Raw genomic sequence first — 22,635 nt, 5'->3', positions numbered from 1 at the left:
GCACCGCCAAAGGAATCCATACCATGAGCAAAGCACTGATTGTTTCGACTGCCCGTACACCGCTGGCCAAGAGCTGGAAGGGCGCCTTCAATATGACCCATGGCGCCACCCTGGGCGGCCATGCGGTGGCTGCGGCCGTGGCGCGCAGCGGCGTCAATGCCGCCGACATCGAAGACGTGTTGATGGGTTGCGCCACGCCCGAGGGCGCCACCGGCAGCAATATCGCGCGCCAGATCGCGCTGCGCGCCGGCCTGCCCATCACGGTCAGCGGCGTTACCGTCAACCGTTTCTGTTCCAGCGGCCTGCAGACCATTGCGATGGCGGCGCAGCGCATCATGGCCGGCGAGGGGGATGTGTATGTGGCCGGCGGCGTGGAGAGCATCTCCTGCGTGCAGAACGAGGCGAATCGCCACATGATTACCGACCCGGCGCTGCTGAAGGCCCAGCCCGAGATCTATTGGAATATGCTGCAGACGGCCGAGAACGTGGCGCAGCGCTACAAGATCGGCCGCGAGCGCATGGACCAATACGGCGCCCAGAGCCAACAGCGCGCCTGTGCCGCCCAGGCCGCAGGCCTCTTCAGCGCCGAGTTGGCGCCGATCACCGTGATCATGGGTGTGGCCGACAAGGTGATGGGCCTGATGACGCGCGAAGTGACCGTCAGCGCCGACGAAGGCCTGCGCGAGGGCACCACCTATGACGCCATCAAGGACCTGCGCTCGGCCATGCCCGGCGGCCTGATCTCGGCCGGCAATGCCAGCCAGTTCTCGGACGGGGCGGGTGCCTGCGTGCTGGCCAGCGAAAGCTATGCCGAGCGCCATGGTCTGCAGCCGCTGGGCCGCTTTCTCGGCTTTGCGGTGGCCGGTTGCGAACCCGATGAAATGGGCATTGGCCCGGTCTTTGCCGTGCCCAAGGTCTTGAAGCGCCTGGGCCTGACGGTGGCCGACATCGACCTCTGGGAGCTGAATGAAGCCTTTGCGGTGCAGGTGCTGTATTGCGCCGACACCTTGGGCATTCCGATGGACCGGCTCAATGTCAACGGCGGCGCCATCGCGGTGGGGCACCCCTACGGTGTGTCCGGTCAACGGCTGACTGGCCACGCGCTGATCGAAGGCAAGCGCCGTGGCGCCAAGCTGGTCTGCGTGACCATGTGCATTGGCGGCGGCATGGGTGCGGCCGGCGTGTTCGAGGTCTTGTGATCATGGTCAGCCCGGAAGAGTTTTTGGCCATGGGGCGCGCTGTGTTGGCGGAGCAGCCCTTCAGCGTTTTGCTGGGCGCCGAGCTGACGGCTTTCACGCCCGGCAAGGCCCAGCTGGAACTGGGCTTGAGTGAGCAGCTCAAGCAACAGAACGGCTTCGCCCACGGCGGCGTCTTGAGCTATCTGGCCGATAACGCCTTGACCTTTGCCGGCGGTAGCGCCTTGCATGCACCGGTGCTGACTTCGGAGTTCAAGATCAACTATGTGCGGCCGGCGGTCGGCGAGCGTCTGATCGTGCGCGCCAGCGCCGATGCGGTGAGCAAGTCGCAAGCGGTGTGTCGCTGCGATGTGTTCGTTGTGCAGGCCGGTCTTGAGAAGCTCTGCGCCCTGGCGCAGGGCACCATCGTCAAGCTGGCCTGAATCCGGGCTTAGTCCATCATGCGCCAGACCCTGGACTTCCTGCTGAATGACTGGTTGCAGGTGAATCGCCTGAATCAGTGCGAGCGCTTTGCCGAACATTCGGCCGAGACCTTCGCCGCGGTGCTGGACACCTGCGAGCGCATCGCGCGCGACAAGTTCGCGCCCGTCAACCGCATCACCGACACGCAGGAGCCGCACTTCGACGGCGAGCGCGTGCACCTGCCCGAGGGCACGCTGGAGGCCTTGAATGCCTATGTGGCCTCCGGCATGTTGGCGGCCTCCCAGGATCATGAATTGGGCGGCATGCAACTGCCCTGTGTGATCGAGATGGCCGCCAATGCCTTCTTCAGCAAGGCCGATGTGTCGATTGGCGCCTACGCCATGCTGACCAGCGGCAACGCCAATCTCTTGATGGCCCATGGCACGGCTCAGCAACGCGAGGTGTTCGCGCACGCGCAGTTCGCCGGGCGCTGGCTCGGCACCATGTGCTTGAGCGAGCCGCAGGCCGGGTCCTCGCTGTCCGACATTGCCACCCGGGCGACGCCCGATGGCGAGGGTTTTGCCGATGACCCCTTGGGTCCGCGCTACCGCCTCAAGGGCAACAAGATGTGGATCTCGGGCGGCGAGCATGAGCTGCGCGAGAACATCGTGCATCTGGTGCTGGCCAAGATTCCGGGGCCGGATGGCCAGCTGATTCCGGGCGCCAAGGGAATCTCACTCTTCATCGTGCCCAAGCGCATGGTGACGGCCGAGGGCCAGTTGAGTGGAGAGCGCAATGACGTGGCGCTGGCCGGTTTGAACCACAAGCTGGGTTTTCGCGGCACCAGCAACTGCCTGCTGAATTTTGGCGAGGGTCAGTTCTTGCCCGGCGGCAAGGCCGGTGCCGTCGGCTACTTGGTCGGCCAGCCCGGCGAAGGCCTGAAGTGCATGTTCCACATGATGAACGAGGCGCGCATCGGCGTTGGCCTGGGTGCTGCCATGCTGGGCTATGCCGGCTATGAGGCCAGCCTGACCTATGCCCGCCAGCGCCCGCAGGGCCGTGCCCTGGGTGTAAGCGGCAAAGACGCCTCGCAGCCGCAGCGGCCCATCATCGAGCATGCCGACGTCAAGCGCATGCTGCTGGCGCAGAAGAGCTATGTGGAGGGCGCCTTGGCTTTGGCCTTGTTGTGCGCGCGGTTGGTGGACGAGCAGCACACGGGCACGCCCGAGGCCGCGCAGGAAGTGCGCTTGGTGCTGGAGGTTTTGATCCCCATTGTCAAAAGCTGGCCCAGCGAATGGTGTCTGGAGGCGAATTCACTGGCCATTCAGGTCTTGGGCGGCTATGGCTACACGCGCGACTTCCCGGTTGAGCAGTACTGGCGCGACAACCGCCTGAACATGATCCACGAAGGCACGCATGGCATCCACGGCCTGGACCTGCTGGGCCGCAAGGTGGTGATGCAGGGCGGGCAAGCGCTGATGGCGCTGGCCGCCCGCGTCAATCGCACGGTGGAGGCGGCGATGCAGCAGCCGGGGCTGGATGAGCTCGGCAACGCCCTGGCGGCGGCTTTGGCCCGCCTTGGCCGCGCCACCAAGCAAGCTTGGAGCAGCGGCCAAGCCGACGAGGCTCTGGCCAACGCCACGCCGTATTTGCAAGCCTTTGGTCATGTGGTGCTGGCCTGGGTCTGGCTGGATGTGGCCCTGGCTGCGGAGTTGCAGTCCGGGCAGGGCAGCGATTTTGCACAGGGCAAGCGGGCCGCTTGCCGCTACTTCTTCGTCTATGAATTACCCAAGATCGACGCCTGGCTCGGTGTGGTCGGCAGCCGAGAGGCACTCTGCAAAGACATGCCCGAGGCCTGGTTTTGATGGACCTTGGAGAATGCGCTGATGGCCAATGAAGAGGACGCAAACATGCGAGAAATGAGCCCCAAGGCTTTGCAGTGGATGGAGCGTTTGGTCTGGGTGTTTGTCTATGGCGGCATGTTGGTGTTTGTGCTGGGTTTGGCCGTGCTTCAGTTTGGCCCGCACAGCCTGGGCGGCAAGGGGGATGGCATGACGGACGCTGAAATATTGGCCTACTTCCTCTTGGGCAAGGGCGCTCTCGCGGTGCTGCTGGGGGGCTTGATGATCTGGCTGCGTTCACGCTGGAAGTAAAGCGATCCGGCGCGCGGGCGGGCGTTACAAGGAATGCAATGACACAACGTGTACAAGACTTGTTTGATCTGACTGGGCAGGTGGCCCTGGTCACCGGCGGCTCGCGAGGCCTGGGCCTGCAGATTGCCGAAAGCCTGGGTGAGGCCGGGGCCAAAATCATGCTGACCTCGCGCAAAGCCGCCGATCTGGAACTGGCGGTAGCGCATCTGCAAGCGCGTGGCATTGATGCGCGCTGGATCGCCGCCGATGCGGCCGACGAGGTGCAGGCCGTCGCGGTGGTCACGCAGACGATGGAGCGCCTGGGCCAAATTGACATCTTGGTCAACAACGCCGGCGCCAGCTGGGGTGCGGCGGCCGAAGACCATCCGATCGAGGCTTGGGACAAGGTCATGAATCTGAATATCCGCAGCCTCTTCGTCTTCGCCCAGGCGGTGGCCAAGCAAGGCATGATTGCGCGTCGCACGGGCCGCATCATCAATGTGGCCTCGATCGCCGGCCTGGCCGGCAATCCCTCGATGATGAAAACCATTGCCTACAACACCAGCAAGGGCGCGGTGGTCAACTTCACCCGCGCCCTGGCTGCTGAGTGGGGTGCTTATGGCATCACCGTCAATGCGCTGGCGCCGGGCTTTTTCCCGAGCAAGATGACCCATGGCCTGCTGGCCAGCGTGGGGGAGGAGACGCTGGCGGCTTCGGCGCCCTTGCGTCGGATCGGCGATGATGAGGACCTCAAGGGCGCCGCGCTCCTGTTCGCCTCCCGGGCGGGCAAGCACATCACCGGTCAAGTGTTGGCGGTGGATGGGGGTGTCAGCGCTATCCACGGATCCTGATCAAACCAATCTCATGTCAGACAGCAAGTCCCGCGCCGGTGCAATGAAGTTTCCGCTGCACATTCCCTTTGTCGAACAACTCGGGCTGGAACTTCACAGCATGGCTGATGGTCGGGCCGAGTTGCGGGTCGACCTGAAGGAGGGCCACCTGAACTCCTGGGAGGTGGCGCATGGCGGGGTCTTGATGACGATGCTGGATGTGGCCATGGCCCACGCGGCCCGCAGCATTCATGTCAGCGATCGCGGCATGGGCCCAGGCGTGGTGACGGTCGAGATGAAGACCTCTTTCATGCGCCCCGGTGAAGGCGAGTTGCGAGCCATCGCTGAGCTGCTGCACAGCACCGCGACCATGGCGTTCTGCGAGGGCCGGGTGATTGGTGAGGACGGCAAGCTCTGCGCCCACGCCACCGCGACTTTCAAGTACCTGAAGGCGCTGCCGGGGCGTGATCGCAGCGTCAAGACTTTGCAGCGAACCGAGGGCTGAGGCAGCGGTTCAGGCCTCGTCTAGGAATCCACGCCCAAAGCCACGTCTTTGGCCGCGGCTTTGGACGGGCCCGAGTCAACGCACTTTGAAGATGGCCACCGCTTGCACCAGTTGATCGGCCTGCACGCGCAGGCTCTCGGCCGCGGCCGCGCTTTCTTCCACCAAGGCGGCGTTCTGCTGCGTCACCTTGTCCATCTGCGTGATGGCCTCGCCGACCTGGGCGATGCCCGAGCTTTGCTCGGAACTGGCCGAGCTGATCTCGCCGACGATGTCGGTGACGCGGCGAATCGCGGTGACGATTTCCGTCATCGTCACGCCGGCCTTGTCGACCAGGGCCGTACCTTGCTCGACCCGCTCAACGCTGGCGTTGATCAAGGTCTTGATCTCCTTGGCCGCCTCGGCGCTGCGCTGCGCCAGTGAGCGCACCTCGCTGGCCACGACCGCAAAGCCGCGCCCTTGCTCACCGGCTCGAGCCGCTTCGACGGCCGCATTCAGCGCCAGGATATTGGTCTGGAAGGCAATGCCGTCGATCACGCTGATGATGTCGGAGATCTTCTTCGAGCTGTCATTGATGCCCTTCATCGTCTCGACCACCTGACCCACCACCTCGCCACCTTGGCTGGCCACCTGCGAGGCGCCCAAGGCCAGTTGATTGGCCTGCTTGGCGTTGTCGGCGTTGTTGCGCACGGTGGAGCTGAGTTCATCCATGGTGGCGGCGGTTTCTTCCAGCGCGCTGGCTTGCTCTTCGGTGCGCTGACTGAGGTCGGCATTGCCTTGCGCGATTTCTCCACTGCCGGTGGCCACGCTTTCCGAGTTCTCGCGCACGGTGACGACGATGTCTTTCAGCCGTTCGCGCATATGGTCCAGTGCCTGCAGCAGTTGCGATGTTTCGTCACGGCCCTCGCTGTGCATGCGCACCGTCATATCGCCTTCGCTCATCGCTTGAGCGCCGGCCACCGCTTCGGCCAAGGGCCGGGTCACGTGTCGGCTGATGCCAATGCCCAAGCCAATGCCCACGCCAATGCTGAGCAAAATCAGCACCAGGGTCGTGTTGCGGCTGCTGGCGTAGAGCGCATCGTTCTCATCCGACACCCCCTTGGCCTCGCTCTCCTTCAGTTGCGAAAAAGCGCCCATCGCCTGATCGACGAGGATGCCTTGCGGGGTCACATCTGACTTGATGAATTTGATGGCTTCATTGGAGCCACTCAGATCGGTCTTTTGAATCCGCGCCACCAAGTCTTGGGCGATCTGCTGGTCTTTCTCCCACAGACTGCGCAATTGCTTCATCGTGCTCTGGGCTTTGTCGCTCAGATGGAGTTTGGACGCGCTGTCCAGCAGTTCGCTGGTTTTCTTGCGCGACTCGGCCATCAAGGCGAGTGCACGATCACGCTCCTGGGCATCGGTGGCCAGCAGGGCTTCCCGCACCGAGACCAGCGCTTGCAAACGCTGGGCGTTGGCTTCTTTGGTCAGGGACAGACCCACCAGTTCATGCTCGTAGAGTGCCGTATCGGCATCGTTGATCTTTTTCATGTTGTAGATGGCGAAGCCACCCAACAGGCCGCCGATCAGGGCAACAGCCGAAAAGGCCGCGATCAATTTGCTGGTGATGTTGAAATCTTCAAGCTTCATATAAGCAACTCCAGCGGTTTTTTGGTTGTTTGAATCATGGCGCGCCTAGGTCAGCGCCGCAAGTCACTTTTGTGACGGCTGCATCCGTTCGCATATCGGCCGCAGAATCAGCAACTTGAAGGGGCAAACCCTAGACGGCGGGTTTTGTCACAGCGGGGACGCGTTGCTCCGCGGGTGCATGTTCAAATTCTTACCAGCAGGCGGCGCAGGTGTGGCGCCGCTCAATCAGACCGTAGCAATTCAGGATTTCCGCCATGAGCTTGAGCAATCATCAAATCCATCTGGTCTCCCGTCCACAGGGCGAGCCCGGCCTGGAGAATTTCAAACAGGTCGAGGCCGCCGTGCCCGAGTTGCTGGACGGGCAGGTCTTGGTGCGCAACCACTACCTCAGTCTGGACCCCTATATGCGCGGCCGCATGAATGACGGCAAGAGCTACGCCCAACCCCAGCCCTTGAACGAGGTGATGATGGGCGGCACCGTTGGCGAGGTGCTGGCCTCAAAGAATGCCCATTTCGCCGCCGGCGACAAAGTGGTCGGCATGGGCGGGTGGCAGCAGTACTTTGTGGTGGATGCAAACCAGCGCGGCGTGTTGCAGAAGGTAGATGCCACGCATATTCCGCTGTCAGCCTATCTGGGCGCGGTGGGTATGCCGGGTGTGACCGCTTGGTACGGCCTGGTCAAGATCATTCAACCCAAGGCCGGCGAGACGGTGGTGGTCAGCGCCGCCAGCGGCGCGGTCGGCTCGGTGGTGGGGCAACTCGCCAAGGCCCGAGGTGCGCGGGCGGTAGGCCTGGCCGGCGGCGCCGACAAATGCCGTTACGTGGTCGAAGAACTGGGTTTCGACGCCTGCATCGACTACAAGCAGCACACCGATGTGAAGTCGCTTTCGGCAGCCCTGAAGGCGGCTTGCCCGGACGGCATTGATGGCCATTTCGAAAACGTCGGCGGCATGATTCTGGACGCGGTGATGCTGCGCGCCAATGCCTTCAGCCGGATTGCCATGTGCGGCATGATTTCGGGCTACAACGGTGAGCCCATCCCGATGAGCGCGCCGCAGCTGATCCTGGTCAACCGCATGAAGGTCGAGGGCTTCATCGTCAGCGAGCATATGGAGGTCTGGCCCGAGGCCTTGAAGGAATTGGGCACCTTGGTCGCCACCGGCAAGCTGAAGTTCCGTGAGTCGGTCAGCGAAGGCATTGCCAGCGCGCCCGAGGCCTTTCTGGGGCTGCTGAAGGGCCGCAACTTCGGCAAGCAATTGGTGAAGCTGGTTTGATGGGCCTGCGTTGGACCTGTGCGCGCCTGCAGGACTTGAACCCGCTGGCGCTGTACCAAGCCCTGGCGCTGCGCTCGCAGGTTTTTGTGGTGGAGCAGGCCTGTGTCTATCTCGACCCGGATGGCGTCGATCTGCAGGCCTGGCACTTGCTGGGCCATGACGAAAGCAGCGGCGACTTGCGCGTGGCGGCCCGGCTCTTGCCGCCGCTGGCCAAGGGACCGAGCCATCTGCTGCCCGAGATCGGGCGGGTCGTGTGCGGTCAGCAGGCGCGGGGCAATGGCAGCGGTCGGGCCTTGATGGAGCGGGCCATCAGCGAGTGCGAACGGCTCTGGCCTGGCCAGGCGATCGCCATCAATGCACAGGCTTATCTGGAGGGCTTCTACGCCGGCCTGGGCTTTGTGAAGACCTCCGAACCCTATGACGAAGACGGCATTGTTCACATCGATATGCAAAGGCCCAGCGCGGCATGAGTGACTTGATCCTGCACCACTACGCCGGCTCACCCTTTTCCGAAAAGATGCGCTTGATCTTCGGCTTCAAGGGCCTGGCCTGGCACAGCGTCAATGTGCCCGTGATGTTGCCCAAGCCTGATGTGCTGGCCCTGACCGGCGGCTACCGGCGCACGCCTTTGCTGCAAATCGGGGGCGATATCTTCTGCGATACCGCGCTGATGTGCGAGGAACTTGAGGCGCGTTACCCAAGCCCCAGCTTGTTCCCGGCCAGCAGTCTGGGTAGCGACCGGATGCTGGCGCAATGGGCCGACGGCAGCTTGTTCCTTGCTGCCGTGCCCTATACCCTTCAGCCGGCCGGTGCCGCGGCCATCTTTGCCGACGCGCCGCCGGAGTTCTTGCCGGCCTTCGTGGCCGATCGGGCCGCCATGACCGAAGGCAACCGCCGGCCCAGCAGTGCCGATGCGGGCGCCGCCTTGCAGAGCTATCTGGAATGGCTGGAAGCGCTGCTGAGCGATGGGCGCGACTTTTTGCTGGGTGCCGAGCCCTGCGTGGCCGACTTTGCCGTGGCACAAAGCATCTGGTTCATCCGTCTGGCGCCGCCGGTGACCGGCATTTTGCAGCCCTTTGTCCGGCTGGCCACTTGGTTTGACCGGGTGGCTGGCTTCGGCCATGGCGAGCGTCTGAAGTTGGACAGCCAAGCCGCCATCGAGCTCGCCCGCAGCCGCGGTCCGCAGGCCGCGGTCAGCGTGCAAAGTGGCCTGGGTTTCGTGCCCGGTGAGGTGGTGCAGGTCAATGCCAGCGACTATGGCCGCGAGCCGGTGGTCGGCGAGTTGGTGGGCCTGAACCACCAGCGCATCAGCCTGCGCCGTGTCGACGCGCGAGCCGGTCTGGTGCATGTGCATTTCCCGCGCATTGGCTACGCTTTGCGCAAGGCACCAGGCTTGAACCCATGAAGAGTTTCCAGGGCAAGACCGCCGTCATCACCGGCGCGGGTTCCGGTTTCGGGCTTGAGTTGGCGCGCCTCGCCGCGGCCAGGGGCATGAATTTGGTGCTCTGCGATGTGCAGGCCGATGCCCTTGAACGCGCCGCTGCCGAGTTCAGCGGGCGGCCGCTGTTGGCGCAACAGGTCGATGTGTCGAAGGCCGCCGAGATGGAGACACTGGCGCAAGCGGTGCAGGCCCGATTCGGCGCGCCTCATTTGGTCTTCAACAATGCCGGTGTGGGTTCGGGCGGCCTGATCTGGGAAAACAGCCTGGCCGACTGGGACTGGGTCCTGGGTGTCAATCTGATGGGCGTGGTGCATGGGCTGCGCCTGTTCACGCCGATGATGCTGGAGGCCGCCGCGGCGAACCCGAGCTTCGAGGGGCATATCGTCAACACCGCATCCATGGCGGGGGTCGTGAATGCGCCGAATATGGGCGTTTACAACGTCTCCAAACACGCGGTGGTGGCTCTCAGCGAGACGCTCTATCAAGACCTGGCCCTGGTCACCGAGCAGATTCACTGTTCGGTCTTGTGCCCCTTCTTTGTTCCGACGGGCATCGCGCAGAGTCACCGTAACCGCCCGCTGGCCTTGCAGGGCGGCCGCCCGACGCAGAGCCAGTTGATCGGGCAGGCCATGAGCGACAAGGCTGTCAATGCCGGCAAGGTCACGGCGGCCGAGGTGGCTGCCATGGTCTTTGCGGCCATCGAGGCCGAACAGTTCTACATCTTCAGCCATCCGCAGTCGCTGGCCGGCGTGCAAACGCGTCTGGAAGACGTGATGCAAAGCCGCAACCCGAGCGATCCATTCAAAGATCGGCCCGAGTTGGGCGCCAAGCTGCGCGAAGCCTTGAAGTAGCGGACAGGTGCGGCTTTAGTCGATTGGGATGGCCCGCGAACCTGCGCCTTCGCGCTTGGGTAGCTTCAGCTTGAGCACGCCGTCCTCGAACTTGGCCACCACGCCCTTGCTATCGACCTCATGGGCGAGCGTGAAGCCGCGAGAGACGCTGCCCACATAGGTCTCCTTCAAGAGCACGCGGCCACCGGTTTTCTCTTCGCGTTCCTGCTTGACCTCGGCGGCGATCGATACAAAGCCGCCGTCCACGGTGACGCGGATGTCGCTCTTTTTGGCGCCCGGGATTTCGGCTCGCACCTCGTAGTCGGCGGCATGCTCGGTCACGTCGAGGCGAATCTCACCCGGCGCGTTCTCGCTCCAGCGCAGCGGCTGGGCAAAGCGGCGAAAGATTTCCGGAAAGGATTGATCAAAGGGATCAATGCGTGTCAGTGCACTCATGGTCATCTCCTGGTGACAGGTTTGTATCAATGAAGTGGAGCTTGGCGCATGGATGTTCAATTCAGTGGGACAGCGCCAGTCCCACTGAATTGAAGTTTAGGAAGGGGCTGGCCGGCGTTGTTGATAGAGATCAAAAAAACGTCGTCGTGGGTCGATCGCCCCGTTGAACGGCCACCGCCGCAGCGATGCTCAAGGTGGCGGTTTGCGTTCGGCCAAGCCCGCACTGCCGTAGCGGTTCTTCGGATTCCACAGCAGCCAGCCGCTGCTGCCGACGCTGTCGGCGGCCTCGATCTGGCGGCGGATTTCAAGCTCACCAAAGTCGCGGTGATCGAAGGCGTAGTCCCGAAAGGCTTGGAGCCAGGGACGGAAGCGCGTGCCCGGCAGGCCGGTGCGTTGAATCGCGTGGCGCAGGCTGCGCTCGACGATCTCGTAGGGCGCCTCCATCGGGTTACGGTGTTCGGGAATCCCCAGATGAAAGCCGGAGGGGTAGAGCATCGGGCACAGGTAGTCGACCAAGCCAGCCAGCGCTTCCAACTGTTGGCCGATCTGGGTGTCATTGCTGTTCCAACTGACATAGCCGAAGATATCGGCCGAGATGAAGACGTTGTAGGGGGCCAGACGTTGCCTAGCGGCCGTCAGAAAGCCACCAATGGCGGCGACGCGGGCGGCCTCGGCGTCCGGTCCGTGATTGGGCTGGCTGAAACTCAGGCCCACGGCATCGGGGAAGCGCACGTAGTCGAATTGCACCTCGTCAAAACCCAGTTGCGCCGCTTCTTCGGCCATGTCCAGGCTGTGCGTCCAGGCGGCGCGCTGAAAGGGGTCGATCCAGGCCAGGCCTTCGCGGTCCTTCCAGATGGCACCCTGGGCATCGCGCACCGCCCATTGCGGATGCTTGGCCACCAAGGGATCGTCCTTGAAGGTGACGATGCGGGCGATCAGGTAAAGGCCGCGCGCCCGCAGGTCCTTGAGCAGGGCCGGCATATCGCGCACGGTGATGATGGTTTGCGGCCCCAGGCCCGCGCGGGCCAAGACGGCGCTGCGATAGGGCACCAGCCCGCGGTCGCCCTTGACATCGATGACCAGGGTATTGAGTTCGGTTTTTTCGATCAGGGCGAGCGCTTCGCCGCGCAGGCTGCTGCTACCAATGCCATAGACCGACAAATAGACGCCCTTGGCGCGCAGCGGGCTCAGACTCAGCGTGATTGCTGGCTGGTTGTGCGGGTTGCGCGCATCCGTGCTGATCGGCAGCACTTTTTCGCTGCGCCGGTAGCCCGGCGCGCGGGCACTGATCTGGCTTGGCGTCGGCCCGAGTTCCACCGTCAGGCTGAACCCGCCGCGCTCGTCGCTGACGACGATGTGCGGGCCCAGCACCACGGTCGCCTGCGCAATCGGCCGGCCGCTTTGCTGGTCGCGCACTACGCCTTGCAGGGTGCTTGGGGTGGCCCAGGCGGGCTGGGCGAGAAGACCCAGTGCCAGCGACAAGGCGGCTGCGAACAACCGGGCGTTCATGTGGGCTTCTCCTTGTCGGCTTGAAAGGCCTGGCTCAGCCAAGCGGCCAGGGCATGCTCGCTGACGCTGTCCAGGGTCAGATAGCGTGGCGCGTCAAACTGAGGCGACTGCGGCGTGGCGGCGCGGTTGCCCAGGCCAAAGGCGGCGTGGTAGCCCAGCTCTTCCGCCAGGGCTTGCAAGCCGGCGTCGCTGAGTCCGAAGGGCCAGGCCAGTTGCGTCACCGCGGTGCCGAGCTTGTCTTGCAACACATCGCGTGAGCGCTGCAATTGTTGGCGTGCCAAGCGATCAAAGGCGGCCGGATCAAGCCGGCGCCGCTCTTGCGCGAAGTTAGGGTGCCAGTAGCTGTGCGATTGCACCTTGTACCCGCTCTGCCGGCTCAGCTCCTGCAACTGTGCCCAGCTCATGGCATAGCTGGCGTTTGAGATGGCCGAGGGGTAGATGAACAAGGTGATGGGCCAAGCGGCGCCGGTCCTTTGACTCGCTTCCTGCAAGAGCGGCGCCATCACCTGGTATTGCGACAGGTGGCCGTCATCGACCGTCAGCACCAGCGCACGTGCGGGCAATTGCTTGAGCTCGCCGCGCCGGTAGGCAACCCAGTCGCTCAAGGGAATGACCTGACCGCCGAGCTGGTGAATCGTTTCCAGATGTGCCGCGAACAGGCTACGGCGGATGCTCATGCTGTCAACAGCACTGTCGGCGAAACGGTGGTAGACCAAGATCGGTACGGCTTGAACAGAGGTCGGCCGGGCCATCGCCAGGCCTGGCCAAGCAGTGCTCAATAGCGTCGTTAGAACGTGGCGCCGGTTCAGGGCGGTCGCGGGTGGGACAAACGAACCCAAAGGCTCAAGCGGGGCCTTGAGCTTAGGTGTGGAGCCGGACAAGCTGTTCATCTGCAAGCAGGGTTTGAAACCGGTAGCTCGCTTTTATCTTGCCAGTTTGATAGACCCTGTAACGTTATTTTTGCGCATACTTGGCCTGGGCGTGATCTGGCACACTGCCGAACCAATCTCCGCCTTCTTTCTCGTCATGCCTGAGCACACATCTCCAAGCGATTCCACGCGCCACGCCATCGTCATTGGCGGCGGTCCAGCGGGCCTGATGGCGGCCGAACGGCTGCGGGCCGCTGGGGTTGAGGTTGACGTGTACGACGCGATGGCCTCGGTCGGACGCAAATTCTTGCTGGCCGGCAAGGGCGGGTTGAACCTGACCCATTCCGATGTGGGCGAAACCTTTGCCAGCCGCTTCAGCAGCGGCAATGGTGAGGCCTGCCCCGAGGTGGGGCAGTGGCTTGAGCGACTTGACGGGCCGGGCTTGCGTGCCTGGGCGCAGGGCCTCGGGGTTGAAACCTTTGTGGGCAGTTCGGGTCGAGTCTTTCCGGTCGATATGAAGTCCGCACCGCTATTGCGCGCCTGGTTGAGCCGCTTGCGCGCCTCCGGTGTGCGATTCCATATGCACCATCGCTGGCTGGGGTGGAACGAAGCGCGTGAACTGCGCTTCTCGCACGCGGGCCAAGAGCGCCATGTCGCTGCCTCAGCGGTGGTGCTGGCCTTGGGCGGCGCTTCCTGGCCACAGCTGGGCTCCAATGCCGGCTGGGTGCCTTTGTTGGCCGCGCGCGGTGTGGACATTGCTGGGCTACGTCCAGCCAATTGCGGCTTCGATCTGGGACCGGCCCGAGCAGAGACCGAAACCATCGGTTGGAGCGCATTTTTCGCCGACAAGTTTGCGGGCCTGCCGGTCAAGCCGGTGGCGCTTCACTTCGAGGGGCGAAGTGGTCGTAGTTTTTCTCGCCAAGGCGAGTTCGTGATCACCGCCAGCGGTCTCGAGGGCTCGCTGATCTACGCCGCCAGCGGCTTGCTGCGCGAAGAGATCGCCGAGTTTGGCGAGGCCTTGATCCATCTGGACTTGCTGCCCGATCGCAGCGCCGACTTTGTCGCAGCCGAGGTCGCGCGGCCGCGCGGCCCGCGCTCGATGTCCACCCATCTGAAGAGCCGCTTGGGCATCGAAGGTTTGAAGGCTGGCTTGCTGCACGAGGTCTTGAGCAAGCAGGACTATGCCGATCCCGCGGTCTTGGCTGCCGCCTTGAAACGCTTGCCCTTGAGGTTGCGTTCGACGCGACCCGTGGCCGAGGCCATCAGCACCGCCGGCGGGGTGCGTTTGCCAGAGTTGGATGCCGGCCTGATGTTGAAAAGCTTGCCAGGTATCTTCTGCGCCGGCGAAATGCTCGACTGGGAGGCTCCCACCGGGGGCTATCTGCTCACCGCCAGCATGGCCAGCGGTGTGGTGGCGGGAGAGGGCGCCGCGGCTTGGCTGGCGGCCTCATCTGCGATATCAGCCACTTGAGCCCGAGGGCTCAAGTCACAAGTTTCAGCAGCGCACTCAGAACAAGTAGGTGACGGCGAGCACGCCGTTCAGGCTGGTTTTTTCCTGGCTCAGCGGGCTGTTCTTGGCGTCCCCTTGCAGGGAGCTGGCCGACAGGGCTGCGGTGATGCCGGTGCGCTGGTCGATCGAGTAGGTCAAGGACGCATTGGCGCGCACATCGCGCACGCCGGCCGAGGGCGTGTAGGTCTTGTAGCCGCTGCTCGCGGACTGGGCCAGGCTGACGCCAAAGGCCGATTGCTGGTATTCCGCGTTGGCCACGGTCATGGCGCCACCCAGGCCCAGACGCCATTGTGGCGCCAGCACCATCAGATAGACCGCGCCAAAGTCGACCAGCATGCCCTTGCGATCATTGCCCGAACCGTAGCGCAGCGACGAGGTCAGCACAAAGCTTTGGCTGAGGTTGTAGTTGAAAAAGCCGCCAATCTCGGGGCGGATGTCGATATCGCCCATGCCCTTCAGCGCGGGCGAACGGTCTTCGTCGCGGCCGAAATCGGCGGTCACGCGCAGGCCATAGCTCATCTGCGGGTGTTTGGAGAAATTGAAGCCCAGGCCATTGGTGGTGCCGGCAAAGAAGCCATTGCTCCACTGGTAGTCCACGCCGGGCAGCAGCAAGGCGCGGGTCTTCTTGGAGCCTTGATATTCATGGCCGGAAATGGCCGCCAAGGCCAGCATGCCGCCGTCGCGGTCGGGCGCAGCGCCGTAGATGCGGGCCGCATCGAAGGACTGTGCCTGCGCCGCGGTCGAGGCCAGCAGGCCCAAGCTGGTGATCAGGGTGGCGGCAATGGTGTGGCGGACGATGGTTGTCATGGCAGTTGGCGTGAGTTCAAAAAATGTTTTCAACTTGCCTAGTCAGGCGTCAGGCAAGAGGATCGAAAAAAGGCAGGCCTCGTGAGTCGCGGGCGTACCTAAAGGCACGCACTATGACCGAAGTTTGTGACCTTTGTCGGCCGGCGGGATTCTCCGCTGAACAGCGATACTGGACAGTAGTTTGGTGCGGAGTACCAAATTCAATGTTTGAGCTCGTCTTGGAGTGATCTGGATGATCAAGTCGCTGTGGCAAGCGCCAAACCCGCGTCCGGAGCGATCCGGGACGTGGCAACCGGTGTTGGCTGCTTTGTTGGTGCTGCTGAACTGCCTGCATACGGTCGCTTGGGCCGCCGAGGCGGAAGAAGTGCCGCTGTGTTTGACCGAGTTCCCGCCCTTCAATAGCGAAACCCTGCCGCGCCAAGGCCCTTTGATCGAAATCGCGAGCGAGGCATTTCGTCGCTCGGGCTTGAAGGTTCAGGTGCAGTTCTTGCCATGGGCTCGTGCACTCAAAGACGCCGAGGCGGCGCGCTGTGCGCTGTTTGGTGTTTGGCGCAATCCGGCGCGCGACCAGTTGTTTGACTACTCCAAACCGATGATTCAGATGGAGTTGGGCTTTTTCGGTCGTCGCGGCGTGCAGCACGATTTTGGCGACCCCAAGGTCTTGGCCGGCCTCTTGGTCGGCATTCAACGCGGCACCTACTTGCCGCCGCAACTGGAAGCCAAGGACCTGCGCTTTGACCTGGGCAATGATTTGCTCAGCAGCCTGCGCAAGCTCTTGCGGGACCGGGTCGACCTGGCCTATGGCAACAAGGCCTTGGGCCAGTACTTGATCCGATCGGAACCGGAACTGCGCGAGGAATTGGAATGGAAACGGCCGGTGCTTGAGGTGAAAGACCACTATCTGGCGCTGAGCAAACAGCACCCGCAAAAGGAGGCCTGGTTGCGGGCCTTCGACCAGGGGCTGGCCGGCATGAAGGCGGACGGTAGCTACGCCAAAATCTTGCGCAATGGTGGGTTGACGGGCTGGCGCTGAGCTCCGGCCGGCCTTCGTTGGCTCTGGCCGGCGCTTGCTCAGCAGCTCCGCGGCCCAAGCGCCGTCGGGCGTTACGGGGCCCTGTGGCAAACTGCGCGACTCTGTTTTTGAGTGGTCTCCGACGTTTTGGACAAGATCCTGCTACAAATTGCCGCCGAACTGAAGGTTCGCCCGGCCCAAGTCAATGCAGCCGTGGAGCTGCTCGATGGCGGCGCCACCGTGCCCTTCATCGCCCGCTATCGCAAGGAAGTGACCGACGGGCTGGATGACAGCCAATTGCGCGATTTGGAAGCGCGCTTGGGCTATTTGCGCGAGTTGGAAGACCGCCGCGCCGCGGTGCTCAAGAGCATTGAAGAGCAGGGCAAGCTGACGCCCGAATTGCGCGCCGCCATTGAGGCCGCGCCGACCAAGCAGGAGTTGGAAGACCTCTACCTGCCCTACAAACAAAAGCGTCGCACCAAGGGCATGATCGCCCGCGAGGCGGGGCTGGAGCCGCTGGCCGACAAGCTCTTTGCCGACCCGAATCTGGACCCGATGAGCGAGGCCGCCGCCTTCCTGAACCCCGACGCCGGCTTTGCCGATGCCTTCGCCGTGTTGGACGGCGTGCGCGATCTGCTCTCCGAGCGCTGGGCCGAAGATGCCGTTTTGATCGGCAAGCTGCGCGAGTGGCTGTGGGCCGAGGGCCTATTCCGCTCCAAGCTGATGGACGGCAAGGACGAGAACAACCCGGACATCGCCAAGTTCCGCGACTACTTCGACTACGACGAGCCGATTCGCACCGTGCCCTCGCACCGTGCCCTGGCCGTGTTCCGTGGCCGCACCCTGGAGTTCTTGGACGCCAAGCTGGCGCTGGAGGAAGAAGTGGTGGCCGGCCAACCCGGCTTGGCAGAAGGACGCATTGCCCGCCATCTGGGCTGGACCATGGGCAGCCGCCCCGGTGATGCGCTGATCCGCAAATGCGTGGCCTGGACCTGGAAGGTCAAGCTCAGCATGAGCTTGGAGCGCGACCTGTTCGCCCGCCTGCGCGAAGAAGCCGAGCGTGTGGCCATCAAGGTCTTTGCCGAGAACCTGCGCGACCTGCTGCTGGCCGCGCCGGCCGGCAAGCGCGTGGTCTTGGGCCTGGACCCCGGCATCCGCACCGGTGTGAAGGTGGCGGTGGTCAGTGACACCGGCCGCGTGCTGGACACCGGCGTGGTCTACCCGCATGAGCCCAAGAAGGACTGGGAAGGTTCCATCCACACCTTGGGCCGGCTGTGCGCGACCCATGGCGTCAACCTGATCGCCATCGGCAACGGCACCGCCAGTCGCGAGACCGACAAGCTGGCCGGCGACCTGATCAAGCGTATTCAGCAATTGGCGCCCGGCACACCGATCGAAAAGGTGGTGGTCAGCGAGGCCGGCGCCTCGATCTACTCGGCCTCGGAATTTGCTTCCAAAGAGCTGCCCGATCTGGACGTGACCCTGCGTGGCGCGGTGTCCATCGCTCGCCGGGTGCAAGACCCGCTGGCGGAGTTGGTGAAGATCGACCCCAAGAGCATTGGCGTCGGCCAATACCAGCACGATGTGAACCAAAGCGAGTTGGCCAAAATGCTGGACTCGGTGGTGGAAGACTGCGTGAACTCGGTGGGCGTGGACCTGAACACCGCCTCTGCGCCGCTGCTCTCGCGCGTGTCGGGCCTGTCCGCCAATGTGGCCTCGTCCATCGTGCGCTGGCGCGATGCCAATGGCGCTTTTAAAAACCGTAAGCAATTGCTCGAAGTGGCGGGCTTAGGGCCCAAGACTTTTGAGCAGTCGGCCGGCTTCTTGCGCATCCGCGAAGGTGAGAACCCGCTGGACTTCTCCGGCGTGCACCCTGAAACCTATTCGCTGGTCGAGCGCATTTTGAAGACCGTGGGTCGCCCGGCTTCTGAGGTGATGGGCAAGAGCGATGTGATCCGCACGCTCAGGCCCGAGGCCTTTGCCGACGAGAAGTTCGGCGCCATCACCGTCAAGGACATCTTGGCCGAGTTGGAAAAGCCGGGTCGCGACCCGCGCCCCGACTTCAAGGTGGCCCGCTTCAATGACGGCGTGGAAGACATCAAGGACCTGGTCGAAGGCATGGTGCTGGAGGGCACGGTCTCCAATGTGGCCCAGTTCGGTGCCTTCATCGACCTGGGCGTGCATCAAGACGGCTTGGTCCACGTCAGCCAGCTGTCGAATAAATTCGTTACCGATGCGCGCGAAGTGGTCAAGACCGGCGACATCGTCAAGGTGCGCGTCTTGGAGGTGGACATTGCCCGCAAGCGCATTTCGCTGACGATGAAGCTGGACGCTCCGGTGCAGCGCGGCGCTCAAGGCGGCAAGGCTGACAACAGCTACCGCCCGGCGGCGCGCAATGAGCGCAGCGGTGGTGGTGGTGCAGGGCGCTCGTCCGCCCCCGCAGCCGCGCCGGCAGGCGGCGCCATGGCTGCGGCTTTTGCCAAGCTGCAAGGCGGCAACAAGCGCTGAGCGGCTTGGGGGAGGGGGCTCGCTCTCCCTCCTTCTGTGGCGAAATGGCGGCGCTTCAGGCCCGAATCGCCGCAGATCGCCCCATTGAATCCTTGTCTGATCGCTCTGCTGCTGCAAACAAGGCGCAGGCGCGCTATGGTGGCGGGCGTTTTTGCCATTGATTTTGTGAGTCTTTCGATGTCCGCCACTGTCTTGAAGCCTTTGACCCTGTGTGCCGTGCCGGCTGCTTGTGCCACCTTGAGTTCTTTGCTCGTGCTGGGCCTAGGCCTGGGCGTAACTGCTGTGCAGGCTCAAGACATCCCGCCCGGCATGGGGGACACGCCACAGCGCCAGCCCAGCAGCCGCTTGGAGCGAGTGGACATCAGCGCGCGCCAAAGCGACACCGATCTGCGCCGCAAGTCGCAGGTGGCCAAGCAGATTTATGGTCGCGAGGAGATGGACAAGTACGGCGACACCAATGTCTCCGACGTGCTCAAGCGCTTGCCTGGCGTGACGGTGCAAGACGGTGGCCCGCGCATGCGCGGCCTGGGCTCGGGTTACACGCTGATCCTGATCAATGGCGACCCCGCGCCTCCGGGCTTTGCGCTGGACCAGCTCAGTCCTTCGCAAGTGGAGCGCATCGAAGTGACCAAGGGCCCGAGCGCGGACCAAAGCGCGCAGGCGGTGGCGGGCGCCATCAACATCATCTTGAAAGACGCGCCTCGGGTCAGCCAGCGGGATCTGCGTTTGGGCACCGGCTACAGCGCGGTGCGTCCCACGCCCTCGGCGACTTTCACCTATGGCGAGCGCATTGGCGATGTGTCGGTGTCGGTGCCGGTGTCGGTGTTTGAGTGGCGGGGCCAGAATCAATTCACCACCGATCGGGTTTTGGTCGCAGCGGACAAAACTCGCCAGAGCTACAGCCGCCTGGGCGAACAAGACAACTGGGGCCATGGCTTCAACACAGCGCCGCGTCTGAACTGGCGCATCAGCGACGAGGAGAGCCTGGCGCTGCAAGGTTTTGTGCAAAAAGGCTACTGGAACAACCGCCAGACCTTCAACAAGACCAGCGCGCAAAACCTACCCTTTGCCGACGATGACGCGCTGAACCACGGCACCTGGCAAAACATTCGTGGCAATGCGCAGTGGGTCAACCGATTCAGTGACTCGCAGCGAGTCGAGCTGAAGCTGACCCTGCAAGACTCCAAGGGCACCTTTGACAACCAGAGCTACCGCGAGCCGACACCAGGGGCTGGTTCTCAGCCCTTTCGCAATACCGTGGGCAACAACCACGACCGCAGCCTGATTCAAGGCGGCAAGTACGCGCAGCTGCTGGGTGACGAGCACAGCCTCACCGTGGGCTGGGATCTGGAGTGGCGCAAGCGCGACGAGTTGCGCACCCAAACGCAAAACGGCCAGATCCTGCAACCCAAGTACGACAACCAGGTCTTTGCCGCCAGCATTGAGCGCCAAGCCTTGTTTGCACAGGACGAGTGGGAACTGTCGCCGCAATGGTCGACCTATTTGGGCCTGCGCGGTGAGCGCATCAAGTCCAGCAGCCGCGGCACCGACCAGCAGTTCAGCAATGTCAGCACCGTGATCACGCCCTTGTGGCACCTGAATTACAAGCTCGACCCCAAGGGCCGCGACATGATTCGCGCCAGCCTGACGCGCAGCTACAAGGCGCCCGATCTGAACGCCTTGCTGGCACGCCCTTTGACCAATAGCGTGAAGCCGGTCTTCGGCCCAGACGGCGTGACGCCTTTGCCGAACGACGAGCTCAACCCCGACCGCGCGGGCAATCCGAATCTGAAGCCTGAGTTGGCGACCGGCCTGGACGTTGCCTTTGAGAAGTATCTGAGTGGTGGCGGCATGGCCAGCGTCGGCGTGTTCTATCGCGGCATCAGCGACTTGATTCGCAACCGCGTGGCCCTGGAAACGGTGGATTGGTCGCCGCTGCAGCGCTATGTCTCGCGGCCGGTGAACTTCTCCAATGCTCAGACCATGGGCTTGGAGCTGGAGGTCAAGGGTCGCGCGGGCGAGTTGCTGCCTTCGATGTTTGACCCCAAGCTAGCGCTGAATCTGCGCGGCAATCTGAGCATCTACCACTCCAATGTTGATGCCTTGCCGATGGCGAACAATCGTTTGGACGGCCAACAACCGTGGTCGGCCAATGTCGGTTTTGACTATCGCCTCAGCAGCCTGCCGCTGAGCATTGGCGTGTCTTTGGCCTACACGCCAGGCTATGTGACCCAGCAGACCTTGAGCCAGTCTTTTGACCTGTCGAACACGCGTTCGCTGGATGTGTATGCGCAGTGGGTGTTCAGCAAGTCGGCCTCGCTGCGTTTCTCGGCCAACAATCTGGCGCCTCTGGATTCGCGATCCCTGACCCTGATCAGCGATGGCGGCAGCACCCAGGTCTTGCGCGAAGGCCGGACCCAGTTTGGCCTGGCTTTGGAATTGAAGCTTTGATGTGATCGGGCGCATGAGTTCTAGCGGTCCACAAGCGCTGCAAATCTATGCGGGCCCTCGGGCGCGGGCGCGTCTGGCGGAGCGGGGTCTGCGCCCCGAAGACATCCGCGTGGTGCCGGCCGCCGCCGGTGGCCCCAAGGGATTGATCCTCGGGCCGCTGGATCAGTATCTGTTTGGCGACTGGTTGGCGCGGAGTTCGCAGCAACTGCATTTGCTGGGCGCATCGATTGGCGCCTGGCGCATGGCCACCGCTTGTTTGGGGCGTTCTGCGGCTGATGCGCAGCGGGATTTCGACCGTCTGGCACATGACTATGTGAATCAGCGTTACGACAGTCTGCCCGGCAAGATGCCCAAGGCCAAAGACGTGACGCGAGGCTTTGCGGCCAAGCTCAATGAGTTCTTTGGTGACCGGGAGAGCCTGGCCTTGACGCATCCGCGCTATCGCCTGCACCTGTTCACCTCACGCGGCCGGCATCTGCTCGGGCGGGAAGGGCGCCTGCGGACGCCGCTGGGCTATACCGGCGCCTTCATGGCGAATCTCCTGCATCGACGGTCTTTGGGGCGTTGGCTGGACCGGGTGGTGTTCTCCGCCCCCGGTGAGGCTTTGCCTGTGCCGCTGCAGGATTACCGCAGCCATCGGGTCGAGCTGACGGTGAAAAACTTTCAGCCGGCCTTGCTGGCCAGTTGCTCGATTCCGTTTTGGCTGCAGGCGGTGCACGACATTCCAGGCGCACCGCGCGGCGCCTACTGGGACGGCGGCATCACCGACTATCACCTGCATCTGAACTACGCGGCCATGGCGGGCGAGGGCTTGGTGCTGTACCCGCATTTCCAGCAGCAGGTCATTCCTGGCTGGCTGGACAAGGCCCTGAAGTCGCGTCATCGCGCCAGCGCCTTTCTCGACAATGTGGTGCTGTTGGCGCCGAGTCAGGCTTGGATCAAGACGCTGCCCCTGGGCAAGCTGCCCGATCGTTCTGACTTTCAGCATTACGGTGATGACGTGAGCGCGCGCGCGACGGCGTGGTTGCGCGCCATTGCCGAAAGCCAACGCCTGCGTGATGAATTTGCCCAGGCCTGTGAGCAGCCTTCGATTCAGGCCTTGCCTTTGTAAGCCGCTTGTCTTCAAGCATGGCTACAATTGGTCCAACAGCAACGAACAAGGGCGAGAAAGGCATCATGGTTATGACACCGCGAACTACGACCACACCTTCACAGGGGTGAAGTCGGCCGCGCTTTCGTCACGCCTTATCTTTCCAGTCTGAACTGCTCGATCA

At 63.3% G+C, this 22,635-nt stretch carries 20 protein-coding genes; 15 read left to right on the top strand and 5 right to left on the bottom strand.

The features are described 5' to 3' along the window. Positions 1-23: 23 nt before the first annotated feature. From WG899_RS08740 to WG899_RS08715, 6 genes are read left to right on the top strand one after another with little or no spacing between them, the layout of a single operon-like run. Positions 24-1,199 (top strand): acetyl-CoA C-acyltransferase, encoded by a 1,176-nt coding sequence (locus tag WG899_RS08740; protein ID WP_339595247.1) that lies wholly within the window; start codon positions 24-26, stop codon positions 1,197-1,199. A gap of 2 nt (positions 1,200-1,201) precedes the next feature. Then, positions 1,202-1,618, top strand: a complete 417-nt coding sequence (locus WG899_RS08735) for a PaaI family thioesterase (protein ID WP_339595246.1) — start codon at positions 1,202-1,204, stop codon at positions 1,616-1,618. A gap of 18 nt (positions 1,619-1,636) precedes the next feature. Continuing rightward, positions 1,637-3,463 (top strand): acyl-CoA dehydrogenase family protein, encoded by a 1,827-nt coding sequence (locus WG899_RS08730; protein ID WP_339595245.1) that lies wholly within the window; start codon positions 1,637-1,639, stop codon positions 3,461-3,463. Positions 3,464-3,484: 21 nt separating this feature from the next. Continuing rightward, positions 3,485-3,751: a hypothetical protein gene (locus WG899_RS08725; RefSeq protein WP_339595244.1), complete on the top strand. Its 267-nt coding sequence runs from the start codon at positions 3,485-3,487 to the stop codon at positions 3,749-3,751. Between the two features lie 38 nt (positions 3,752-3,789). Continuing rightward, positions 3,790-4,581, top strand: coding sequence for an SDR family oxidoreductase (locus tag WG899_RS08720; RefSeq protein ID WP_339595243.1), 792 nt, complete (start codon positions 3,790-3,792; stop codon positions 4,579-4,581). A gap of 13 nt (positions 4,582-4,594) precedes the next feature. Further along, positions 4,595-5,065, top strand: a complete 471-nt coding sequence (locus WG899_RS08715; protein WP_339595242.1) for a PaaI family thioesterase — start codon at positions 4,595-4,597, stop codon at positions 5,063-5,065. Between the two features lie 75 nt (positions 5,066-5,140). Here the strand turns inward: WG899_RS08715 and WG899_RS08710 are convergent, their stop codons facing one another. Next, positions 5,141-6,694 (bottom strand): methyl-accepting chemotaxis protein, encoded by a 1,554-nt coding sequence (locus WG899_RS08710; protein WP_339595241.1) that lies wholly within the window; start codon positions 6,692-6,694, stop codon positions 5,141-5,143. 254 nt (positions 6,695-6,948) lie between these two features. On the opposite strand from WG899_RS08710, the gene WG899_RS08705 reads away from it, so the two are divergent. Genes WG899_RS08705 through WG899_RS08690 form a run of 4 tightly spaced genes read left to right on the top strand, consistent with a single transcriptional unit; the run spans position 6,949 to position 10,260 of the window. Beyond that, positions 6,949-7,968: an NADP-dependent oxidoreductase gene (locus tag WG899_RS08705; RefSeq protein WP_339595240.1), complete on the top strand. Its 1,020-nt coding sequence runs from the start codon at positions 6,949-6,951 to the stop codon at positions 7,966-7,968. After that, the gene (locus WG899_RS08700; protein WP_339595239.1) at positions 7,968-8,438 is read left to right on the top strand and encodes a GNAT family N-acetyltransferase; all 471 of its coding nucleotides are present in this window, start codon (positions 7,968-7,970) and stop codon (positions 8,436-8,438) included. Before WG899_RS08705 ends, WG899_RS08700 begins: the two co-directional genes overlap by 1 nt. Further along, positions 8,435-9,373, top strand: coding sequence for a glutathione S-transferase N-terminal domain-containing protein (locus tag WG899_RS08695; protein ID WP_339595238.1), 939 nt, complete (start codon positions 8,435-8,437; stop codon positions 9,371-9,373). The genes WG899_RS08700 and WG899_RS08695 overlap by 4 nt, the downstream gene beginning before the upstream one ends. After that, positions 9,370-10,260, top strand: coding sequence for an SDR family oxidoreductase (locus WG899_RS08690; protein ID WP_339595237.1), 891 nt, complete (start codon positions 9,370-9,372; stop codon positions 10,258-10,260). Before WG899_RS08695 ends, WG899_RS08690 begins: the two co-directional genes overlap by 4 nt. A gap of 15 nt (positions 10,261-10,275) precedes the next feature. Here the strand turns inward: WG899_RS08690 and WG899_RS08685 are convergent, their stop codons facing one another. From WG899_RS08685 to WG899_RS08675, 3 genes are all read right to left on the bottom strand, one after another. Continuing rightward, a complete protein-coding gene (locus WG899_RS08685) occupies positions 10,276-10,695 on the bottom strand; it encodes an Hsp20/alpha crystallin family protein (protein ID WP_339595236.1) in 420 nt (139 codons plus the stop codon). A gap of 189 nt (positions 10,696-10,884) precedes the next feature. Continuing rightward, positions 10,885-12,204: a putative glycoside hydrolase gene (locus WG899_RS08680; RefSeq protein WP_339595235.1), complete on the bottom strand. Its 1,320-nt coding sequence runs from the start codon at positions 12,202-12,204 to the stop codon at positions 10,885-10,887. Continuing rightward, the gene (locus tag WG899_RS08675) at positions 12,201-12,881 is read right to left on the bottom strand and encodes a polysaccharide deacetylase family protein (protein ID WP_339595234.1); all 681 of its coding nucleotides are present in this window, start codon (positions 12,879-12,881) and stop codon (positions 12,201-12,203) included. Before WG899_RS08675 ends, WG899_RS08680 begins: the two co-directional genes overlap by 4 nt. A 349-nt stretch (positions 12,882-13,230) precedes the next feature. Here WG899_RS08675 and WG899_RS08670 point away from each other — a divergent pair, with 349 nt between their 5' ends. Beyond that, a complete protein-coding gene (locus WG899_RS08670; RefSeq protein WP_339595233.1) occupies positions 13,231-14,544 on the top strand; it encodes a TIGR03862 family flavoprotein in 1,314 nt (437 codons plus the stop codon). Between the two features lie 36 nt (positions 14,545-14,580). On the opposite strand, the gene WG899_RS08665 is transcribed toward WG899_RS08670, so the two are convergent. Then, on the bottom strand, positions 14,581-15,390 hold the full coding sequence (locus WG899_RS08665; RefSeq protein WP_339595232.1) for a MipA/OmpV family protein: 810 nt from the start codon (positions 15,388-15,390) through the stop codon (positions 14,581-14,583). Positions 15,391-15,622: 232 nt separating this feature from the next. On the opposite strand from WG899_RS08665, the gene WG899_RS08660 reads away from it, so the two are divergent. The 4 genes from WG899_RS08660 (at position 15,623) to WG899_RS08645 (ending at position 22,472) form a co-directional block, all read left to right on the top strand. Beyond that, positions 15,623-16,423, top strand: coding sequence for a substrate-binding periplasmic protein (locus WG899_RS08660; protein WP_339595231.1), 801 nt, complete (start codon positions 15,623-15,625; stop codon positions 16,421-16,423). A 126-nt stretch (positions 16,424-16,549) separates the two neighbouring features. Next, positions 16,550-18,910, top strand: a complete 2,361-nt coding sequence (locus WG899_RS08655) for a Tex family protein (RefSeq protein WP_339595230.1) — start codon at positions 16,550-16,552, stop codon at positions 18,908-18,910. A 177-nt stretch (positions 18,911-19,087) separates the two neighbouring features. Beyond that, positions 19,088-21,361 carry a TonB-dependent receptor plug domain-containing protein gene (locus tag WG899_RS08650; protein WP_339595229.1) on the top strand — a complete coding sequence of 758 codons (2,274 nt, stop codon included), beginning with the start codon at positions 19,088-19,090 and terminating at the stop codon, positions 21,359-21,361. 13 nt (positions 21,362-21,374) lie between these two features. Next, positions 21,375-22,472: a patatin-like phospholipase family protein gene (locus WG899_RS08645; RefSeq protein ID WP_339595228.1), complete on the top strand. Its 1,098-nt coding sequence runs from the start codon at positions 21,375-21,377 to the stop codon at positions 22,470-22,472. Positions 22,473-22,635: the final 163 nt, after the last annotated feature.

This window comes from Paucibacter hankyongi (assembly GCF_037482915.1).
GTDB lineage: Bacteria > Pseudomonadota > Gammaproteobacteria > Burkholderiales > Burkholderiaceae_C > Paucibacter_A > Paucibacter_A hankyongi.
This window is presented reverse-complemented; position numbering and strand designations above follow the sequence as displayed.